This is a genomic window from Janthinobacterium rivuli, from assembly GCF_009208735.1.
Taxonomy (GTDB): domain Bacteria; phylum Pseudomonadota; class Gammaproteobacteria; order Burkholderiales; family Burkholderiaceae_D; genus Janthinobacterium.
On record NZ_WFLJ01000008.1, the window covers coordinates 269,772 to 287,855 of the forward strand.

At 59.5% G+C, this 18,084-nt stretch carries 18 protein-coding genes; 14 read left to right on the forward strand and 4 right to left on the reverse strand.

What is annotated here, in order from left to right; translation table 11 throughout:
- Positions 1 to 46: 46 nt before the first annotated feature.
- The 14 genes from GCN78_RS13100 to GCN78_RS13160 all read left to right on the forward strand — a co-directional run bounded on the left by GCN78_RS13100 (position 47) and on the right by GCN78_RS13160 (position 13,026).
- Positions 47 to 2,584, forward strand: a complete 2,538-nt coding sequence (locus GCN78_RS13100) for a type VI secretion system Vgr family protein (RefSeq protein ID WP_152252103.1) — start codon at positions 47 to 49, stop codon at positions 2,582 to 2,584.
- A 225-nt stretch (positions 2,585 to 2,809) separates the two neighbouring features.
- Positions 2,810 to 3,781, forward strand: a complete 972-nt coding sequence (locus GCN78_RS13105) for a DUF4123 domain-containing protein (RefSeq protein WP_152252104.1) — start codon at positions 2,810 to 2,812, stop codon at positions 3,779 to 3,781.
- Positions 3,778 to 4,254 carry a hypothetical protein gene (locus GCN78_RS13110; RefSeq protein WP_152252105.1) on the forward strand — a complete coding sequence of 159 codons (477 nt, stop codon included), beginning with the start codon at positions 3,778 to 3,780 and terminating at the stop codon, positions 4,252 to 4,254. Before GCN78_RS13105 ends, GCN78_RS13110 begins: the two co-directional genes overlap by 4 nt.
- A 1-nt stretch (position 4,255) precedes the next feature.
- Positions 4,256 to 4,756, forward strand: coding sequence for a hypothetical protein (locus GCN78_RS13115; protein WP_152252106.1), 501 nt, complete (start codon positions 4,256 to 4,258; stop codon positions 4,754 to 4,756).
- Between the two features lie 310 nt (positions 4,757 to 5,066).
- Positions 5,067 to 5,573: a hypothetical protein gene (locus GCN78_RS13120; RefSeq protein WP_152252107.1), complete on the forward strand. Its 507-nt coding sequence runs from the start codon at positions 5,067 to 5,069 to the stop codon at positions 5,571 to 5,573.
- A 1-nt stretch (position 5,574) separates the two neighbouring features.
- Positions 5,575 to 7,689 carry a T6SS phospholipase effector Tle1-like catalytic domain-containing protein gene (locus GCN78_RS13125; protein ID WP_193316719.1) on the forward strand — a complete coding sequence of 705 codons (2,115 nt, stop codon included), beginning with the start codon at positions 5,575 to 5,577 and terminating at the stop codon, positions 7,687 to 7,689.
- 1 nt (position 7,690) lies between these two features.
- Positions 7,691 to 7,957, forward strand: coding sequence for a PAAR domain-containing protein (locus tag GCN78_RS13130; protein ID WP_152252109.1), 267 nt, complete (start codon positions 7,691 to 7,693; stop codon positions 7,955 to 7,957).
- A 379-nt stretch (positions 7,958 to 8,336) separates the two neighbouring features.
- On the forward strand, positions 8,337 to 9,302 hold the full coding sequence (locus GCN78_RS13135; protein ID WP_152252110.1) for a hypothetical protein: 966 nt from the start codon (positions 8,337 to 8,339) through the stop codon (positions 9,300 to 9,302).
- A gap of 108 nt (positions 9,303 to 9,410) precedes the next feature.
- Positions 9,411 to 10,172 (forward strand): contractile injection system protein, VgrG/Pvc8 family, encoded by a 762-nt coding sequence (locus GCN78_RS13140; RefSeq protein ID WP_226939614.1) that lies wholly within the window; start codon positions 9,411 to 9,413, stop codon positions 10,170 to 10,172.
- 241 nt (positions 10,173 to 10,413) lie between these two features.
- The gene (locus tag GCN78_RS13145; protein WP_193316720.1) at positions 10,414 to 10,818 is read left to right on the forward strand and encodes a DUF3304 domain-containing protein; all 405 of its coding nucleotides are present in this window, start codon (positions 10,414 to 10,416) and stop codon (positions 10,816 to 10,818) included.
- 25 nt (positions 10,819 to 10,843) lie between these two features.
- Positions 10,844 to 11,374 carry a DUF3304 domain-containing protein gene (locus tag GCN78_RS13150; RefSeq protein WP_152252112.1) on the forward strand — a complete coding sequence of 177 codons (531 nt, stop codon included), beginning with the start codon at positions 10,844 to 10,846 and terminating at the stop codon, positions 11,372 to 11,374.
- A gap of 51 nt (positions 11,375 to 11,425) precedes the next feature.
- Complete coding sequence (locus tag GCN78_RS13155) at positions 11,426 to 11,923, forward strand: DUF3304 domain-containing protein (RefSeq protein ID WP_152252113.1); 498 nt, start codon at positions 11,426 to 11,428, stop codon at positions 11,921 to 11,923.
- Positions 11,924 to 12,204: 281 nt separating this feature from the next.
- Positions 12,205 to 12,375: a hypothetical protein gene (locus GCN78_RS29330; protein ID WP_193316721.1), complete on the forward strand. Its 171-nt coding sequence runs from the start codon at positions 12,205 to 12,207 to the stop codon at positions 12,373 to 12,375.
- A 222-nt stretch (positions 12,376 to 12,597) separates the two neighbouring features.
- Complete coding sequence (locus tag GCN78_RS13160) at positions 12,598 to 13,026, forward strand: hypothetical protein (protein WP_152252114.1); 429 nt, start codon at positions 12,598 to 12,600, stop codon at positions 13,024 to 13,026.
- Positions 13,027 to 13,089: 63 nt separating this feature from the next.
- Here the strand turns inward: GCN78_RS13160 and tssA are convergent, their stop codons facing one another.
- From tssA to GCN78_RS13180, 4 genes are all read right to left on the reverse strand, one after another.
- Positions 13,090 to 14,130 (reverse strand): type VI secretion system protein TssA, encoded by a 1,041-nt coding sequence (gene tssA, locus GCN78_RS13165; protein WP_152252115.1) that lies wholly within the window; start codon positions 14,128 to 14,130, stop codon positions 13,090 to 13,092.
- A gap of 19 nt (positions 14,131 to 14,149) precedes the next feature.
- Entirely contained in the window at positions 14,150 to 14,971 is an 822-nt protein-coding gene (locus GCN78_RS13170; protein WP_193316722.1) for an OmpA family protein, read from the reverse strand.
- A gap of 2 nt (positions 14,972 to 14,973) precedes the next feature.
- A complete protein-coding gene (gene tagF / locus GCN78_RS13175; protein ID WP_152252116.1) occupies positions 14,974 to 15,954 on the reverse strand; it encodes a type VI secretion system-associated protein TagF in 981 nt (326 codons plus the stop codon).
- On the reverse strand, positions 15,951 to 18,084 hold a 2,134-nt coding region (locus GCN78_RS13180; RefSeq protein ID WP_319633133.1), incomplete at its 5' end, for an ImcF-related family protein. The genes GCN78_RS13180 and tagF, both read right to left, overlap by 4 nt.

Genomic DNA, 18,084 nt, shown 5'->3' on the forward strand with positions numbered 1-18,084 from the left:
GCGTCGACAGGCGCGGCGTCATTTAAAGGAATTGAAATGGACATGCATGGCTAATCTGGAGCAGGGAGCAGACAATCTGTTTGCAGGGATAGGACAGCACGCCCGGTTGCTCAAGCTCGACACGCCGCTCGGTGCCGACGTCTTGCTGGCGCAGCGCGTCCATGCGGTCGACCGCGTGAGCGCCGGCTATGACTATGTCGTCGATCTGCTGTCGCTCGACGACGCGGTGGAACTCAAGCAGCTGATCGCCCAGGAAGTGACCTTGTGGATGCTGCAGCCGGACGCCAGCTACCGGCCCGTCCACGGCTACGTGCATACGGCCAGGAAGCTGGGCAGCGATGGCGAGCTGTCGGCCTATCAGATCGCGTTTGCCAGCTGCCTGCACTTCCTCAGGTTCCGCAAGGACGCGCGCATCTGGCAGAACAAGGGCGCCGACGACATCATCGCCGAGGTATTGGGCGGCCACCCGCAATGCCAGGGCAAGTTCCGCTTCGACCTGAACCAGGCGGTGCGCCAGCGCTCGTATTGCACCCAGTACGAGACGGATTGGCAATTCGTCATGCGCATGCTGGAAAGCGAAGGCTGGTACGGTTATGTCGAACAGGCGGCCGATGGCAGCGGCCATCAGTGGATCATCACCGATTCGGTGCAATCGCTCAAGCCGCTGCAGCCCGAGCAGATCGCCTTTCACCGCGCCGGCACCACCGATGAACTGGACAAGATCGTCCAGTGGGGCGGCGCCCGCACGCTGTCGAACAGCCAGCTGGCGACCCGCACCTACGACTACAAGGCGCCCCGCAGCAATCACCAGAACGCCGTGCAGATATTGCCCGGGCACGGCAGCATTCCGTCGCAGCTCGAGGTCTACGAATATACGGGCGCCTACAGCAGCGCCGATACCGAGCACGGCGCCGAGCAGTCGCGCATCCGCGTGCAGGAATGGGAGTCGCGCATCAAGCGGTTTTTCGGCATCTCGGGCGTGCGCCGGCTGCCGGTGGGCTGCTGGTTCACCTTGTTCGACCATCCGGCCCACGCCGAAGAGGCCGCCGAGGAGCGCCAGTTCGTCGTGCTGGGCGTGGAATGGGCGATCGAAAACAACCTGCCGCTGTCCAGCATGCAAACGGATTTTTCGGGCAGCCTGAAAGGCCGGCTGCTGCAGTTCAAGGAAGAGGCGGGCCTGCATCGCGACGGGCTGGCCCAGCTTGGCGATGGCGGCGAGCGCACAGGCCACTGCTTCAACCGCTTCGAAGTGCAGCGCCGCAGCGTGGAGTACCGCAGTGCCTGCGTGCACGCCAAGCCGGCCATGCATCCACAAACGGCCACCGTGGTCGGCCCGGCCGGCGAAGAAATCCATACCGACGCGCTCAATCGCGTGAAGGTGCGCTTCCACTGGGACCGCATCAATCCCGGCGATGAAAAGGCGTCGTGCTGGGTCCGCGTGAGCTATCCGAATGCCGGCGAGGGCTATGGCGCCGTGCATGTGCCGCGCGTCGGCCAGGAAGTGATCATCACCTTCCTCGACGGCGACGTGGACCGGCCCATCATCACGGGCCGCATCTACAACGGCGAGCAGCAGCCGCAGTGGCATACCGACGGGCGCCTGTCCGGCTACAAATCGAAGGAATACAGGGGCGCGGGCTTCAACCAGCTGGTGATGGACGATAACACCGAGCAGAACCGGGTGCAGCTGTACAGCAGTAATACCCATGCGCAGCTCAACCTGGGCTATCTGGTGGGGCAGCAGGGCAATCAGCGCGACGGCTTTTTCGGTTCCGGCTTCGCCCTCAATTCGGATGCGTATGGCGCCATCACCACGCACAAGGGACTGTACATCAGCACCTATGGGCGGCCCGGCGGGCGCGGCTCGCAGCTCGACGTGCGCGAGGCATACGATCAGCTGACGCAGGCGCACGAGCTGGCGCAGACACTGTCGGAGGTGGCGGAAAAATCCGAGGCCGAGGCGCTGCCCGGGCAGCAGGCGTTCCAGCAATTCATCGACGCGACCCAGGCGCAATACGACGGTGCCGGCCAGCAGGGCGCCAATCGCTTCGCCGAACCGGTGCTGCTGATGGCGTCGCCGGCCGGCATCGGCCTCGTCACGCCGAAGAGCACGCACCTGCACAGCGGTGAACAGGTGACCCTGTCGTCGGGCGAGGATACCAACCTGGCGGTCGGCAAAAGCCTGATCGCCAGCGTCAAGGAAAAGATCAGCCTGTTTGCCTACAACGCGGGCATCAAGCTGTTCGCCGCGAAAGGAAAGGTCGAGATCCAGGCCCAGGGCGGCGATATCGACATCATCGCGGAAAAAGTGCTGCGTCTGCTGTCGGCCACCGACCGCATCGAAATTTTCGCCAAGAAGGAGATCATTCTCGGCGCCGATGGCTCGGCCATCAGGATCAACGGCGCGGGCATCACCGACATGACGAGCGGCCAGCGCATCAGCCATAACGCCGACTTCTCGATGCCTGGCCCGAAGACCATGCCGTATGCGCTGCCCGTGCTGCCCAAGGAAGTCTGCATGGAATGCCTGAAAAAGCGCGCAAAACAGCGTACCGCCTTCGTCAACAAAGGATCGCAACGATGACTTTCTCATCGCTGGAATACATAAAGGATAGAGCATTGTGAGGAACGATAAACGAGATCGGCTCGACAAGTCATTGCCGCCACTGCTGTCAGGCCGGCGCAGTGTGCTGGGCTTGATAGGCCTGGGTGTGATGATGCCGCTTGCGGCTTTCGGACAAAAAAATAAGACCACGAAAAAGTCGGCCGCGGCGCGTGGGGCAGTGCGGCCGCAGGAAGTCTGCAAAGAATGCCTGCAAAAGCGCGCCAAACAGCGCTCCGCCTTCGTCAACAAGGGACCTCAACGATGAAATTTTTACCTCTGGATAAGGCTTCGTTTGAAGCAAACCTGGCAAGTGCGCTCGACAATCGTGAACTGAGCTGTTATGCCATTGTCGACCAGGCGCAGGACGGCACGCTGCTGGCGCGCTTTGAAAAAGAGCAGATCAGCATGCGCAGCAAGTGCCTGCTGCCAGCGGCGCTTGGGTCCGACACGGAAGCGTACGCGCCCCATCTGGTGGCGTTGTCGCCGCTGGCTGCCGATACCGAAGCGTGGCCGGACATCGCGCAAGGCGCCGCCAGCCATCCCGCCAGCCTGACGCTGCTGGCAAGCACTGATGATTTTGACACGCTGTGGGAAAGCCTGGCGGCGTTTACCGAGATACTGCTGCCGGACGGCACCGACATGATTTTTGCCTTCTGGGACCCGGCCATCCTGGGTACCCTGACGGGACAAAAAAGCGACCTGACTTTGCACGTAGGGGTGCCGGCGCTGACCGTTTCCCAGCGCGAACGCCTGTTGCAGGGCATACAGGCATGGTGGTACTGGGACCGCGACGGCCATCCCCAGCAGGTGCTGCCAGGGGAAAATGATCACGGCCTGCCTCCCCACCGGGTGACCTTGCCGCTCAAGCTGGCCCAGGTGCAGGTCGACATGCTGGTCGAAGCGGGCATGCCGGACCAGCTTTTGTCGATGCTGCAGGAAAACCAGCCGCAACTGCTGATGGATATTCCACCCGCGCAACACTATCGCCTCGTGCAAAAACACCTGTTGGCCGCGCGCAAACTGAAGCTGTCCGGCATGCGCGACATTCTTAACTACACCTGCGCCGCCTTGATCTACGGCGACAAGCTCCAGACCAACCCGGCCATTGCGTCACTGCTGGCAAGGGTCAAGGCTGGTGATATCAGCTTTGAAGCTGCCCTGGACCAGTTTCCATGAATATCTGGAAACAGGAAGCAACGAAGCCAGGTCGGCGGCTGGCGCTCGGATGGATGGCGTACGGTTTGCTACTGCCGCTGGCGGCGTGCGGGCAATCGATACGGAAAGAGATATGGCTGAATGTGGAGATGGTCTCGTATGTCGATCAGCCCATCTTCGATATTATTTTTAACGGCACAGACTTGGGTGTGATGGACGAATATGGTTCCACTGGAACCATTACCGAGGTACGAATTCCTTTCGGCATCCAGGCGCTCAAATGGACGCTCGATGGACCAAGGAACTCGCCGCGCAATGGTGAGGTCGTGACCATCAAAAACCAGTTGTTGATTTCAGCAGAGCAGATACCGCTCGGAACGCGTTATCTCGGTTTGCATCTTTATCCGGACGACACCGCCGAGATAACCTTTGCGGACTCCATACCTGACCGAACAGCTAGAGGCGAGAAAATTCTGGCGGCGAGGAAGAAATAACATGCGTGACAAGGATGGAAAAAACTCGGCAATTCAAAAATTGGCACCTTCGCCGCGAAGCCGGCGTCGCGCCATCGGCTTGATAGGCCTGAGTTTGATGATGCCGCTGGCGGCTTGCGGGCAAGCGGTAAGGAAAGAGATATGGCTGAATGTCGTAATGAACTCCTATGTTGACCGGATCCATACCAATATTTTTTTTAACGATACTACCTTGGGTGTGACGGCAAAATTTGGTACGACTGGGACTATTGTTGGCGTCCGTATCCCGTTTGGAGTTCAGACATTGCGATGGGAATTGGATGGACCAAGGGGTACTCCGCGCATTGGCGAGGCGGTGACCGCTAAGGGGCCGCTGGTGATTTCTCCGGAACAGATGCCGCGAGGAACGCGCTATCTTGGCATACATCTTTACCCCGACGATACGGTCGAGTTCACCTTTGCTGAGGGTATACCAGAACTAACAGCCAGAGGCCAAAAAATTCTTGCTGACAGGAAGAAATAGTATGGGTGCAAAGATGCAGGAACGCGGCAAATCAAAAATTGGCACTTTCGCCGCCAAGCAGGCGTCACGCTACCAGGGTGATTGCACTGGCCTGGCAATCTGGCTGGTGGCGTGCGGTCATGTCTCTCGGAAAGAAATTGGCTGACATGGCGATGTTCGCTTACCTAGGCAAGCTGATATATGAAACAGGGCGGCCAGGTGTCCACGCCTGCAGCCGTGATATCGCTGCGGTGAAAACCGGCACGAGACTGCATTGAAATGATAGCTAGCAGCACACTTGGTCACACACACAGCATAAGGGCATAACATCATGACAGGCGACGCACGAGATATGGTTATTCATAAATCACGACCATTGCTATCAGGCCGGCGGAGTGCCATCGGCTTGATAGGTTTGGGTTTGATGATGCCGCTTGCGGCTTGTGGACAAGGAAAGAAAAAAATGCAAAAAGAAACAGCGCTGCATGTAGAAGTGTTCTCTTATATTGATCGAATCATTATTGACATTTCTTTTAACGGCACCGGCTTGGGCGTGATGAATAGGTACGGGCGCACGGGCACTATTACCGATGTTTACATTCCGTTTGGACTTCAAACATTGCGATGGAGATTGGATGGACCAGAGGGTACTCCGCGCAATGGCGAGGTGGTGACGCCAAAGAACCAACTCGTTATTTCGCCGGAGCAGATATCGCCGGGAACGCGTTATCTCGGTATACATCTTTATCCCGATGATACGGTCGAATTTACCTTTGCGGATTCCATACCAGAACAGACAGCCAGAGGTAAAAAAATTCTTGCTAACAGGAAGATATAATATGGCCGAAGGCGATAAATTGCTTGCAGCTCGCGCATGCAACCGTGATGTGGCCGGCTTAGAACCCAGTGCGAAACAGAATTGCTCGGATACTGTAAATATCAGTATCTACTTTGATGGAACTGGGAATAATAGAGACGCGGATAAAGACCTCCGGCGTTGGTCGAATCCGGCGCGGCTGTGGCAGTCGGCTCAATTTCTTCTGGGCGGTAATTTTCCGAATTACGCTATTTATATCGCTGGGGTTGGGACGCGTTTTAATGGTACAGCGACAGACTGGATGGACGAGAAGCTGAGGAGGGTGGAAGATTCGGAAGCCGCTGGACGTGGGCTTGGTGCTGGCGGAACACGCCGAACCGAATTCGGAAAAACGAACGTTGATGAGGGTTTGCGTGTCGTCCTTATGCAAAACGCTGCCAAGCTGAACATCCCATTAAAGGCCTATAGAGAAAAGGGAAAGCCGGCTAATATCAGTGGTCTCGCTGCCGCGATCGAGGCGCATGGCCTGATTACCATCATTAATCTTTCTATCTTTGGCTTTTCACGCGGCGCAGCATTGGCCAGGGCTTTCAGCAACGACATGCTGAAAGCATGCACTACTGGAAAAGATGGCTTGCTGCGTTACAAGGGAGTACCCATACGCTTCAACTTTATGGGATTGTTCGATACGGTTGCCTCGTTTGGCTTGCCAGCGCTGAACGTCGATACACCCTTTAATGAAAAGAATCTGGTAGTACCGCATGCGGTCGAGCGTTGCGTACATTATGTAGCGGCGCATGAGTTGCGATTTTCATTTCCCGTCGATCTGATCCGGAAGAATGGGGCGCTCAAGTCTGGTTGGACTGAAACAGTGTATCCGGGAGCCCATTCCGATGTCGGAGGAGGATACGAACCGAAAAACCAGAATATTTTGAATAACTATGCGCGTATTCCGATGCGCGACATGATGCGCGAGGCAGTAAAGAGCGGTGTACGGTTGGTCGATTATGACGATATCCATAAGTCTAGTAAGGTAATTTTTGAAGAACGTTTTGAGTTTAAGCCTGAAGTCGAAGCGTCTTATAAGCAATACATGGCAGCAATTGGTGCTTCCGCCACCGTGGAACAAGCTGTTACGGCTCACATGAAAGCCCTGTATTCCACATGGGGCACCATGACCAAGCGAAAAATCAAGACACCGGACCTGATTGAAGCCGAGAGTGCAGCTGGCAGCAAAAAAGGTCATCCTGGCATTGCGTGGGAAGCCAAATTGTTGCTGAACGTCAGCGAGGTGAAAGAATTTTCTTTAGCACAATTGCCGTCAATAGTTTCCTCAGAAGCGGTGCACGTCATTGGCAAAACGTACAGAATGGCCATACGCCCGGAAAAGTGGCGGCTCGATGCGTGGCAAGCGACGGCATCCGATCCCGTCCTCAATTTCATCAAATCCGCGGTGCATGATTCCAAGGCCGGCTTCATGGGTGGCGTGGAACCGTTCAGTTATTTCCGTCCACGCGGCATGACCGAATCCTCGCGCAATGTGCTGGCGCAAGGCTTGGACTGGCTGGACGATACCGTCACCGCCATCAAGAAGGGCGTGATCAAGGTGTACCACCGGGCCGAGGGCGTCGTGATGGAAACCTGGGAAGGCGGCAAGCGGGTGGCCACGCATACGTACAAGGTGGGTGAAAAATTTGTCGTCGAGACCGTGAAGGCGGGCGTCACCTATACAGTGGAGGTGTATCAGAGCGGCAAGCAGGTCGTGATCGCTGCCGCAAAGCGCGGCCAGCAGATGGTCATTACGTCGATTAATGTCGTCAAGAAAGAAGTCAGCGACGCCGCCACGGCCGTGCAGAAAAAGGCCGGCGAGGTGGTGGACGCGACCCAGGAGCTGGCGGCCGAGGCCGGACGCAAGGTGCAAAGCGGCGTCAAGCAGGCCAAGGACATGGCCACCGAAGCCGCAGGCAAGGTGCAGCGTGGCGCCAGCCAGGCCCAGGAGATGGCCACGGAGGCCGCACGCAGTGTACAGAGTGGCGCCAGCAAGGCGGCCAAGGCGGTTGGCGACAGCATCGATGCGCAGGCAAAAGCGATCGAAGATGGCTGGAGTTCCTTCCGACGCAATCAGCTGGGATTCTGACATGGCGCTCGCAATCATCCGGCTCGGCGACAAGACCACCCACGGCGGCGTCGTGGCAAGCGCCTCTCCCGTGCACACGATCCACGGCATCGGCATCGCCAGGGTGGGCGACATGGTCGCGTGCCCGTTGCCGGGCCATGGCAGCAATCCCATCATCGAAGGCAGTGCCGTCTTCAGCATCGGCGGGCGCAAGGTGGCGCTGCATGGGCATAAGAGCGCTTGCGGCTGCGCACTGATCGCCAGCCTGCCCGTGGCCACGATAGGGTAGGCGGATCATGAGCGATATTTCCTTGCCGCAAGCACCGCCTGTACCGCGTTCGGGCCGCCGGCTGGCGCTTAAGATAGTCCTGTGGATATTTGTGCTGGCAATTGTCGGCCTTGCCTGGATTGTTCTGCTGGCAAGCGTGGCGCCATCGCGCCTGGATGTGTCAGGCGGGCGCGCGATACTGATGGTTTGCGTGCCGCCCGTGCTGCTGGTTCTGCTGGGCTGGACAGGCCTGCAATTTCTTTCTGCGCCAAGATCCGTGTCATCCTTGGCTGAAAGCGCGCCTGTCTCCTTGCCGGCGCCAGAGGTCGCGCCGGCGCCTCCCGCGCCCCTCTTGCGCCTGCGTATCGGCGCCTGGAGTGCGTTGACACCGCATGGTGCAGTGACTGAAACGGCTGAGGGCAGCAAGGCGCGCAAGTCCGTCTTCAAGCCCGACAAGGCCATCCTGCACCCGTCCGGCTATCCGGCCCATGCGGGTATCGTCGATCCCCTCGATCTCGCTGCGACGGGATATGCCGCCGGCACGCGCCTGCGTATCCCGCGCATCACGACCTTGCTCTCCGCCATCCTTGACGATCTGCATGCGCAGCAAGGCCAGCTGGTGCGCTCCGTCGATGAGCCTGTCAGCGTGTACTGGCTGGCGCCCGATGCGATATCCGGCGGCGAGGAACAGGGCGCCGTCTTTGCTCGTGCCTGGCAGCATTCGGCCTGGCGTGACATGCCGTATGTCTTGCAGGCGATGGCGGCCGGCGAAGCCCATCTTTTCACCGTGCTGTCGGCCCTGCAGGACGACATTGGCGAGCCCGCCGTTTGTTCCATCATCGTCGGTGCCGACAGCTTGCTGGACCCCGAAGAACTCGCGCCTGCGCTGGCGCTGGGGCAAGTGTTTTCCAGCGGCGCGCCACAGGGCTTCATTCCTGCCGAAGGCGCGGGCGGCATCGTGCTGTGGAACCCGGACAGGGCACCGGAACAGGCTTGGGGGAATGCCGCAATACTGGGGCCGGTCAGCAACATGCCGGGTGCCGCGACGCACGCCGCCGTGCGCAGCGTGATGTCCGCCGCGCTCATGGCGTCTGGCATGGACGCCACCGATATTGCCCATGTTGTCAGCGACGCCGATCACCGCCTGCAGGCAAGCATGGCAGTGGTGGCCGCGATGCTGCACCTGCTGCCCGGTCTCGATCCACTGGAACAGCGGCTGAGCCCCATGGAGTCGGCGGGTAGCTTCGGCATTGCCGCGGATCTGGTTCACCTTGTGCTGGCGGTAGAGCTGGCCAATGAACAGCCGGCGCTGGCGCTTTGCGCCAACGGCGCACAGTGCTCCGGCGTCGTGGTGATGCCAGCCTGAGCGGCGAGGGCGTACACGCCATGGTTTCAATCGCGCTCCCGCGATATACATTCCTCGTTACAATAATTGTCAAATATGTAAGCGTGGCACACGACTGACGGGAACCGCATGTCATCCACCTCGACCGACAAGATTGTTGACGCATTGGCCGCCTTCACCAGCGCCACGCGGCTGTACGAACTGACCGTCGGCGAGGGCGCGGACAGCGGCCTGCTGGTCGAAGCCTTTGCCGCCGACGAACGGCTGCAGGAAATTGGCGCGCGCGACGTCATCGCCCTGTCGACCAGCGCGCAGCTGGTGCTGGCGCCTTTGCTGGGCAAGCTGGCCACGCTGCAGGTGAGCCTGTTTGATGGCAGCCGCGCCAGCTTCAGCGGCCATGTCAGCGAGGTGGCCATGCTGGGCAGTAATGGCGGCCTGGCGCGCTACCGGCTGCGGCTGACGCAGGTGCGCAACAGGCGCGTCTTGCAAGACAAGAGCGTGATCGAGATCGTGGAGTCCGTGTCCCGTCCTATGCGCCGGCCGCGCGGTGGCGCTGGAGCGACGACATGCGCCCGTTCATGGATGGCGCGGCAGCGCGCAGCTATTGCTGCCAGCACCGCGAATCGGATTCGATTTTATCCGCCGCCGGCTGACGGAAGAGGGCATCGCCTGGCGCTTCGAGGAGCACATGCTGATTTTGTTCGCCGACAGCGGCCAGGCGTGCGCCATGCCCGAGGATGCCAGCAGCGCCCGCTGGCCGCCGGCATCGACGACCTGGACCGCCAGACGCAGTACCTCTTGCTGGCGCTGTATACCTCGGGCAAGGCCATGGAACCGCCCTTGTTTATCGCATTCATGAAAAACCCACCCGCATCGTTCAATGCTTTTTAAGACGCGCTGCAAGCCTTGCCGGAGTCGGTTTGGGAGGCGGGGCCGCCGTTGTGGGAGGCGTATGAACCCAAGGGATAAGCTATTCCTAAAGCTAATTTAATTTTTATTTCAATTTCAGGATGTATTTGGTTAACGGATAACAGGAACTCAGATGATAAAGAGACTATTTCCCCAGAATTTACTCAATGTATTTTTGTGTATTTTTATGGCGTTTTCAAATACGGCATGTGGAAAGGAAGACATGAAAATTAGCATGAATCTCACTGCATACAATCATACTGAAAATGGAGTTGGTAGCTATATTGTAAAACTTGCGGACGGTTCCTGGACTGAGGCTGGTTTTCTTGCTCCAGGTCAGGGTGGTGGAGGTACAACTTGTTGTATTTCGATCCCTGCTGTATGGAAAAAGGGGATGGAAGTCACCGTTATCATGAATACTATAAAGGACGGGAACGATGTCAGAGTGGAGAGAGTGGTGCCGGTACCGCCCTATGTGGCCTCTGACGCTGGGAGATTTGTCGTTCATTTCCTGCATGATGGACGGTACAAAGTATTTGTGGCCAAATATTTACTTGGGCATCAGAAATATCCGCTTTCTGGAAAAGAAGCTGAATTGCAACCTGGAGTGCCGCTTGAAATAATATAGAAGTAGGTTGTTGTGAATAATTTGATTGGATCTATTTTATTTTTTATTGGAAATTATTTTCATGGGTCTATTTGAAAGGCGAGCGGGTTGTGCCGTTTTTTCTATTTTTATTTTTCTCTCAATTGCAGCTTGTCATAAAGAGTCAATGAAAGCCACTGTAAGTCTTACTGCGTATAACCACACCGAACATGGTGTTGGAAGCTATATCGTGACACTTGAAGATGGTTCGTCTGCAGAGGCTGGCTACCTCGACCCTGGCCAAGGGGGAGGCGGGAAAACTTGCTGCCTCTCGATACCAGCGACATGGAAGCCCGGAATGAAAGCGACCATTGTCATGGATACGGTAAAAAATGGTAAGGGGGGCCGAGTAGAGAAGACGGTTTCCATACCTCGTTACGATTCTTCCGATGCCGCCAGGTTTGTCGTTCTTTTTCTTCATGATGGCAGTTATAAGGTATTTGTAACAAAATATTTGCTGAGGCATCGAAAGTATCCACTTGCTGGCAAGGAGGCGGAACTGGAGCCGGGAGTGCCGCTTGAAATAATATGGGAGTAATTTTTTTGATGTGATGTTATTTGCGGTATTTATTTGAATTCCTGAAAGGCCATGATGAATTTATTTGGAAAGAAATTTGGTTGTGTTTTGTTATGTATTGTTCTGTCTTTTTCAAGTATTGCTTGTAGCAAGGAGCCAATGAAGATAGTCGTGAATCTGACTGCGTATAACCATACCGAAAATGGTGTTGGAAGCTATATCGTGACACTCGATGACGGATCTTCAGCTGAGGCCGGTTATTTGGCACCAGGGGAAGGTGGTGGAGGGAAAACTTGTTGTCTTTCTATACCAGCGACCTGGAAGCCCGGCATGAATGCGACTATTGCCATGCATGTATTAAAAAATGGTAAACCGATCCGTGTGGAGAAGACGGTTTCTATACCTCGTTACGATTCTTCCGATGCCGGCAGGTTTGTCGTCCATTTTCTTCACGATGGAAGTTTAAAGGTTTTTGCAACTAAATACTTGCTGGGACATCGGAAATATCCACTTTCTGGCAAGGAGGCGGAACTGGAGCCGGGAGTTCCACTGGAAATAATATGGGAATAAAACCTGTAGATCTTGTGAAATAATTCAGGAATTTTTATAAAAATATCTATCATCTATACAGGAAGAAAAGCTCCTCTCGATAGGCGAGGCAGGCTTGCCGGGAAAGAGTCTGCACAGAGCGCCAAGGCGATGGCCTGCGTCAGGTCCCCCCAAGAAGACAGAATGCCAGGGGCAGAACTATAGCGGTTTGTTTCATGATGGCAGTGGAAATAATCATGATTGGAAACAGAAGGATGCGATAGCTAATCCCAAGAACCTGCCGCAACGGGAGAGAAACAAACATGGCAATATTGCCAGGCTATGGGATGCGCATCTTGATGAACCAAAGGGAAATTGGCGATACGGTAGAGACGTTTCTTGATACCGTCGCCGCCGTTGGCGTCGGCGATGTGACACCGGTCACCTTTGGGCATATGGCCTGGGGAAAAGAACCCAGAGCATCCATTGCGTAGTCGAAGAGTGCACGCATTTCATCGCCCTGCACGAGCAGCGTGCCAGCTTTCCGTTGGAATCGGCGACCGGACGGGGTAATGTCGGTTGCCGTGGCATGCATTCCGACATGGGGGGGCCTATGTCCTTTGTCAAGCAGTTGTGAGAGGCGCTGCTGGAATCCTTTGCCACCGACCCCAGACTGAAACAACTGGCTGACGCATAAGGGCATCAAGGGCGCAGACGTGAAGACCTTTACCGGGGCGCATACAACACAATATCTGCGCTGGCGCGAACGAAAGAACGCCAATGCAGGCGTGCTGGGGTGGTTCGGTGAACGTGCCAAGACAGTTCTGCATCGCACCAGTCCGGCTGGCATGCTGTTTGTCGAAGACCGAAAAGACCCCTTAAGCGACTGGGAAGAGCGGTTTTTGAAAATCATCACGGGCGGCGCGCAGCCGTCGGCTGGCTGCGTCACGCTGTTTGAAGTCTATGTGCACGATTCCCGGGCCGGTTTTCGCATCCTGGGCGAGGCGGAAAAACGGCTGGAACGGCAGGCGGTCGCAACGTACAAGGAAACGAGCCGCATGATCGTCGATGGCGCAACCCGCGTCGGCCACGACGTGCATGATGCCGGGCTCGAGGAAGACCAGGAAAAAGCGAAATCAGACTGAATCAGGCAATACCCTGCACACCGTGGCGGCGGCAGACGCGCCGCCACGGCGTGAACAGCGGTTTCAGCCATTATCGGGCGGCTGCACGCCCAGCAGCTCTTCGATATGCGCCAGCGAACTGGAATCCTTGACCACCGAACGTAACCAGGTATGCAGGTCCTGGTCCGCGGCATCGGCCGCCTTGTCGGCAAAATACGAAACGGGGCTGTGCGGTTCGGTACGGCGGAAGAACTGCGCCACGGCGCGCAATTGCTCGATCGCCTGCGCGCGCGTGGTGACGGCCCCGGGCGGGCCGGCCGGGACCGCCGGCATGGCCGGCGCCATCACGCTGTCAGCAGCAGGTGCGCCACCAGTGGCGGTGGCGGCGGGCGCCACGCCGGTACTGGCGGGCATCACGCGCAGCATCGCTTCGACGGCTTCGCGCGCGCCGGAAAAGGCCGGGCTGTCGTTGCCCAGCCGCGCGTCGACGACTCGTTCAAGCTTGCGCAGCGCTTCCAGGCAATCTTGCGCGTCGACGGCGAAGCTGGCGCAAAAGGCGGCCGAGTTGTTGCGCCGCGCCGCTTCCATGTCGGACAACTTGACGCCCTCATGCTGCCTGGCCGAATCACCCGGGCCGGCCTGGCGCCGCGCGGTCTCGAAATCGATGGTGGAAAAGGCGCCGCCCGGGCCAGCTGTGAGGGGCACCTCGCGCAGCAGCGCCGGGATGCGCGAGAGTATCCATCCCAGGTTGCCGATGCGCTGCTCCTGGTCGCCATCCTCCGCTTCCGGGAACAGGCCCCGGTCCCAGAATTTTTCGCACAGTCCGGCCAGCACCAGCAAGCCTTCGGCCATGCCGCGCAAGTGGTAGCGCTTGGCGCCCGCTTCGGTCAGCCAGACCGCCAGGCGCAGGTCCTTGCTGCTGCCGGCGAGCAGGCCGGCGCAGCTGCGCACGACGAAGTCCCAGTCGGCTTCCTTGAGGTCGGCGACCCATTCGCCCTGGTCGAGCGAGGGGTCGTCGAACTTGCGCGCCAGGGTAATGGCGTCGAGTTCGGGCGAAAACGCCAGGTCCACGCCTGCCGGCTGTTCGCTGCTAATTGGAAGTAATAATTGTTCGGCTGAAAACATGTGGTCCTCTGATGGATGGTTATTGCGCCATGCGAAATTCAATGCGCCGGTTGCGGGCGCGCCCGTCCGCCGTGTCATTGCTGGCGATCGGCCGGTCGGAACCCTGCCCTGACGCCGTCAGCAGTTCGCCGTGGATGCCTTTCGACGCCAGGTAGAATTTGACGGCCTCGGCGCGTGCCTGGCTCAGGCTCTGGTTACTGGCCCGCAAGCCCTGGTTGTCGGTATGGCCGATGATTTCCACCTTGCGGCCGGCCAGTTTTTGCATGGCCGCCGCCATTTCATCGAGGATGGCGCGGCCCGACGGCGTCAGCGTGGCCTTGCCGCTTTCAAATTCGATGGTGCGGTTGGCCAGGGTGGTGTCGAGTACACCCTGTTCGCTGGCCGACACACGCAGGCCATTATTGACGGTGTAGGTGGGATTGAGGCTGGTGGCGATGTCGCTGGCGATTTTTTGCCGCTGGGCCTCATTGGCCACTTCGCCGCGCACGCTGACGACGCTGCCGTCGATTTTCAGCTGGCCGCGGCTGATCTGCTTGAGGTTGGGCGACAGCAGCTTTTGCACATAGGCGTTCCAGTTGGCAGGCAACACCACCTGGCCGACGGCGATCTGGTCAACCACCTTGTCGGCGCCGTACAGCTCGCGCAGGCGCGCCAGCACGGCGGCCTTGCTCGCTTCGTCCGGTACGGTGCCTGCGGCCAGCACCTGGCCCGGCTGCGGCGTGGCGGCCGTGGGTATCGATATGGCGACGGACGCCGGCACGGCCGGTGCCGGCGCTTGCGCTGAAGCGGACATGGCGGCCAGCGCCATGCTGATGAAGAAAACGATCCGGGATACGCGCATGGTCAGGTTCCGATGAAGGCGGCGCGCAAGGAATCGTGCGCCGATTTGAGCGAGAGGTTGGCTTGCGCCAGATAGGTCGACACTTTCTTGATCGCATAGTCGTTGCCGACCTGTTCCTCGACCCAGTCCAGGTCGTCGAACGCGATATGGTGCTCCAGTGCCGCTTGCGGGTTCATCAGCACATGCAGGGTCTGCGCCGACGCGCCGGAAAATCCCAGCACCAGCGTCTGGCGTCCGCGCAGCCGCGTGATGAACAGCGCCAGCTCGAAGTCGGCGCGTGCCAGGAACGGCGTGATCAGATGCATCCAGAATGCCGCCACCATGTTGCGGTACAGCGGGTCGGCCGGCAGCGGCAGTTCCAGGCTTTTCTCCAGCCGGCTGGAACTGCTGGCCATCACCGGCTGCAGCAGCAGGCCCAGCGCCAGCAGCACCTGCCGCACAGTGCCCGTGAAACCGGTGGGCGCCAGCAGCGCGTCGAGTTCGCCCACGGTCTGCATGTCGAGGAAATCGTTGAAGGTGGCTTCATAGGCGGCGGAGCGCAGGTCGAGGTCGATGCTGGCATGGCTTGCCGCGTGCAGCGCGTCGCCCGCATCGGGGCCGCGCATGTTGTTGCTGAGCGCCTCGCACCGGTTCCACAGGCGCGACAGCACCAGCGGACTGTTGGCGACGAACGCGGCTGGCTGGTCCACTTCCATGGTGCTCATCATCAGGAAGGGGAAACGGCGCGACGAGGCGTCGCTGCTGGCGGCGATATGACCGGCGATGGCGCGCCCGCGACGCGGGCCGATGAAGGCGAAATGCATGGGCGGCAGCGCATCGTAGGTCAGCTTCCAGCGCGCGTCGGCGCTGAGCAGGTCCATCGCCTGCGCCAGCCATTCGTCGAGGATCTTCAGCAGGGCCGGGTTGTCGCTGGCCTTGACGAAGTCGCCGCGGCTGGGCAGCTTGCCGAAATAGCCGATCGGGGTGGCGGTGGTGCGGCTCATGGCGCGACGGCGGCATGGGCCGCGGCAGCGCCCGCAGGCGCGGGAGTGTTGACGGCTGGCACGCTCTGGGCCACGATCTCCGGCAGCTTCAGGCCGCGGAAGCCGGCGGCGCCCGAGGCGGTCGCTGGCGCAGCGGCCGGCGCCGGCGTGGCGACGATCTTCAGGTTGGCCGCCACGCTCACGCCGCTGTTTTCCCAGCTCAGTTCGAATACGCCGCCATCCTTGCGCTTGCGTTTGGCCGAATCGATCATTTTCTTCAGGCCGAAATGGCCAGGCTCGTTGAGCAACACCACCGTCCGGCCTTCCGGCGTGATGGCGCTGATGCGCGCGCCTGGCGTGCCTTGCGGATTCGGCCAGACCATGTGGATCCACGGTTGCGGCTGGCCGCGCCAGCGCAGCGCCTGGCCGTCGATCTCGATCGTGTACTCGGTGGCACCGGTGGCGGCCAGCGCCTGCAGGTCGAAACGGGTTTGCGCTTCGCCGGCGCCGGCCGCAGTGGCCACGCCGTTGGCGCTGAGCGGAGCGATCCAGCCGGGGAAGCTGGCCACCACGGACGGCGCCAGGCCGACGCCCATGTTGGCCCAGGTCTTGGCGCTGAGTGAATCGCCACGGCGCACCACCAGCGGGCCGATGGTGGTATTGAAGAACTTGGCGATGCTGCCTTCCGGTCCGAACACCTGGCCGATATCGGCATTGCTGGCCTCGCTGCCCGAGGCGGGCGAGAACGGATACTTGGGCGCCAGGGTTTTCTGGAACGGTTCAAGCACTTGCGCCAGCCAAACCTTGTTGATTTCCGTTTCGGTCGGCTTGATGATGACGGCGAACGTCTGCATCAGCGGGCGCACCAGCAGCGGGCGGATCGCCTGCTTTTGCGCGTCGGTCATGCCGGTCAGCATCTGTTCATCCACATATTTGAGCGCATCGGCCAGTTCCGAGCCGGTGCCGTCCAGCGTCTGCTGCATGAACTGCTTGGCGCCGGGGCCCGTATCGCCCTGGTTCTTGATCTGGTTGAAGCGGGCGCGCAGCTTGGATAGCGCTTCCATGTAGCCGCGCATCAGCGACGCATCCTTGTCCTTGGTCACCACCAGACGCGCCACACCGGAAAACTCGCGGCCCACCGGCCCCATCGGCAAGGCGCCGGCGGCGGGCGCGCCGCTGCCGACATTGACGTTGATGCCGGACGGTTTCTGGCGCAGGATGGTTTCCTTGAACCAGCCCATCACGCCGCGCTGCGCGCGTTGCAGGCCCTGGCCCAGCAGCGACGGGTTGTCCCATGAGGTTTCCTTGTACACCGTTTCGATCAGCTTGTTGATCGGCGAGGTTTGCGGATCGCCGAGCCGGTTCATGGCCGCCGCCGCATTGTCGAAGCCATTCAACTCGCGGATGCTGACGCCCTGGATGAATTTCTGCCATTCCCTGGCGTAATCCGTTTTATACAATTCGACCAGCGCTTTCTGAATCTGCTCCGGGCTGCCTTCCAGCGTCAGATCATCCGTCGACGCCGTTTTCAGCACCCAGTCGGCGCTTTGCAGTTCGCGGTTGGCCGCTTCCTGGAACGCTTGCTGGATGAATTGTTCCCATGCATCGCGCGTGAAGGTGCCGGGAATGGCATAGCTGCCCAGCACCAGTTCCTTGTCCTGCTCGCCGACGATGCGCGCCACCGTCATCGAGGCGAAACGTGTGGCGGCGCGCGCCTTGACGTCGGCATACACGCGTTCGCGCGCCGGCATGCCCCGCACCACGCGGCGCAGGCTGTCGCGCGACTGGTCCACCAGCGCCAGCTTGCTGTCGATCTGCGGCCAGGACGGATCGTTGATCTGGGTCAGGTAAAACGAAATCATGCGTTCGGCGCTGCGTATCATCTGCTCGCGCGGCATGCTGCCGCGGTTGCTGTCGAGCCAGACTCTCCAGAAGCGGGTCAGCTGGTCATTCAAGTGGCTCGCTTCGGCGCGTGACTTGTCGCTCAGCATCAGATAGGTTTTCAGCGCGTTATAGGCGTCTTCCACATTCGCCGGCGAGGCATCCTTGAACTGCTGCGCGCCGAGGTTGACGGCGGCGGCCGTGGCTGGCGGCGCGGCGGCCGGGGCGCTGGCCAGGGCTGCCGTCGGCGTGGCGGCCACCGGCGAGGCC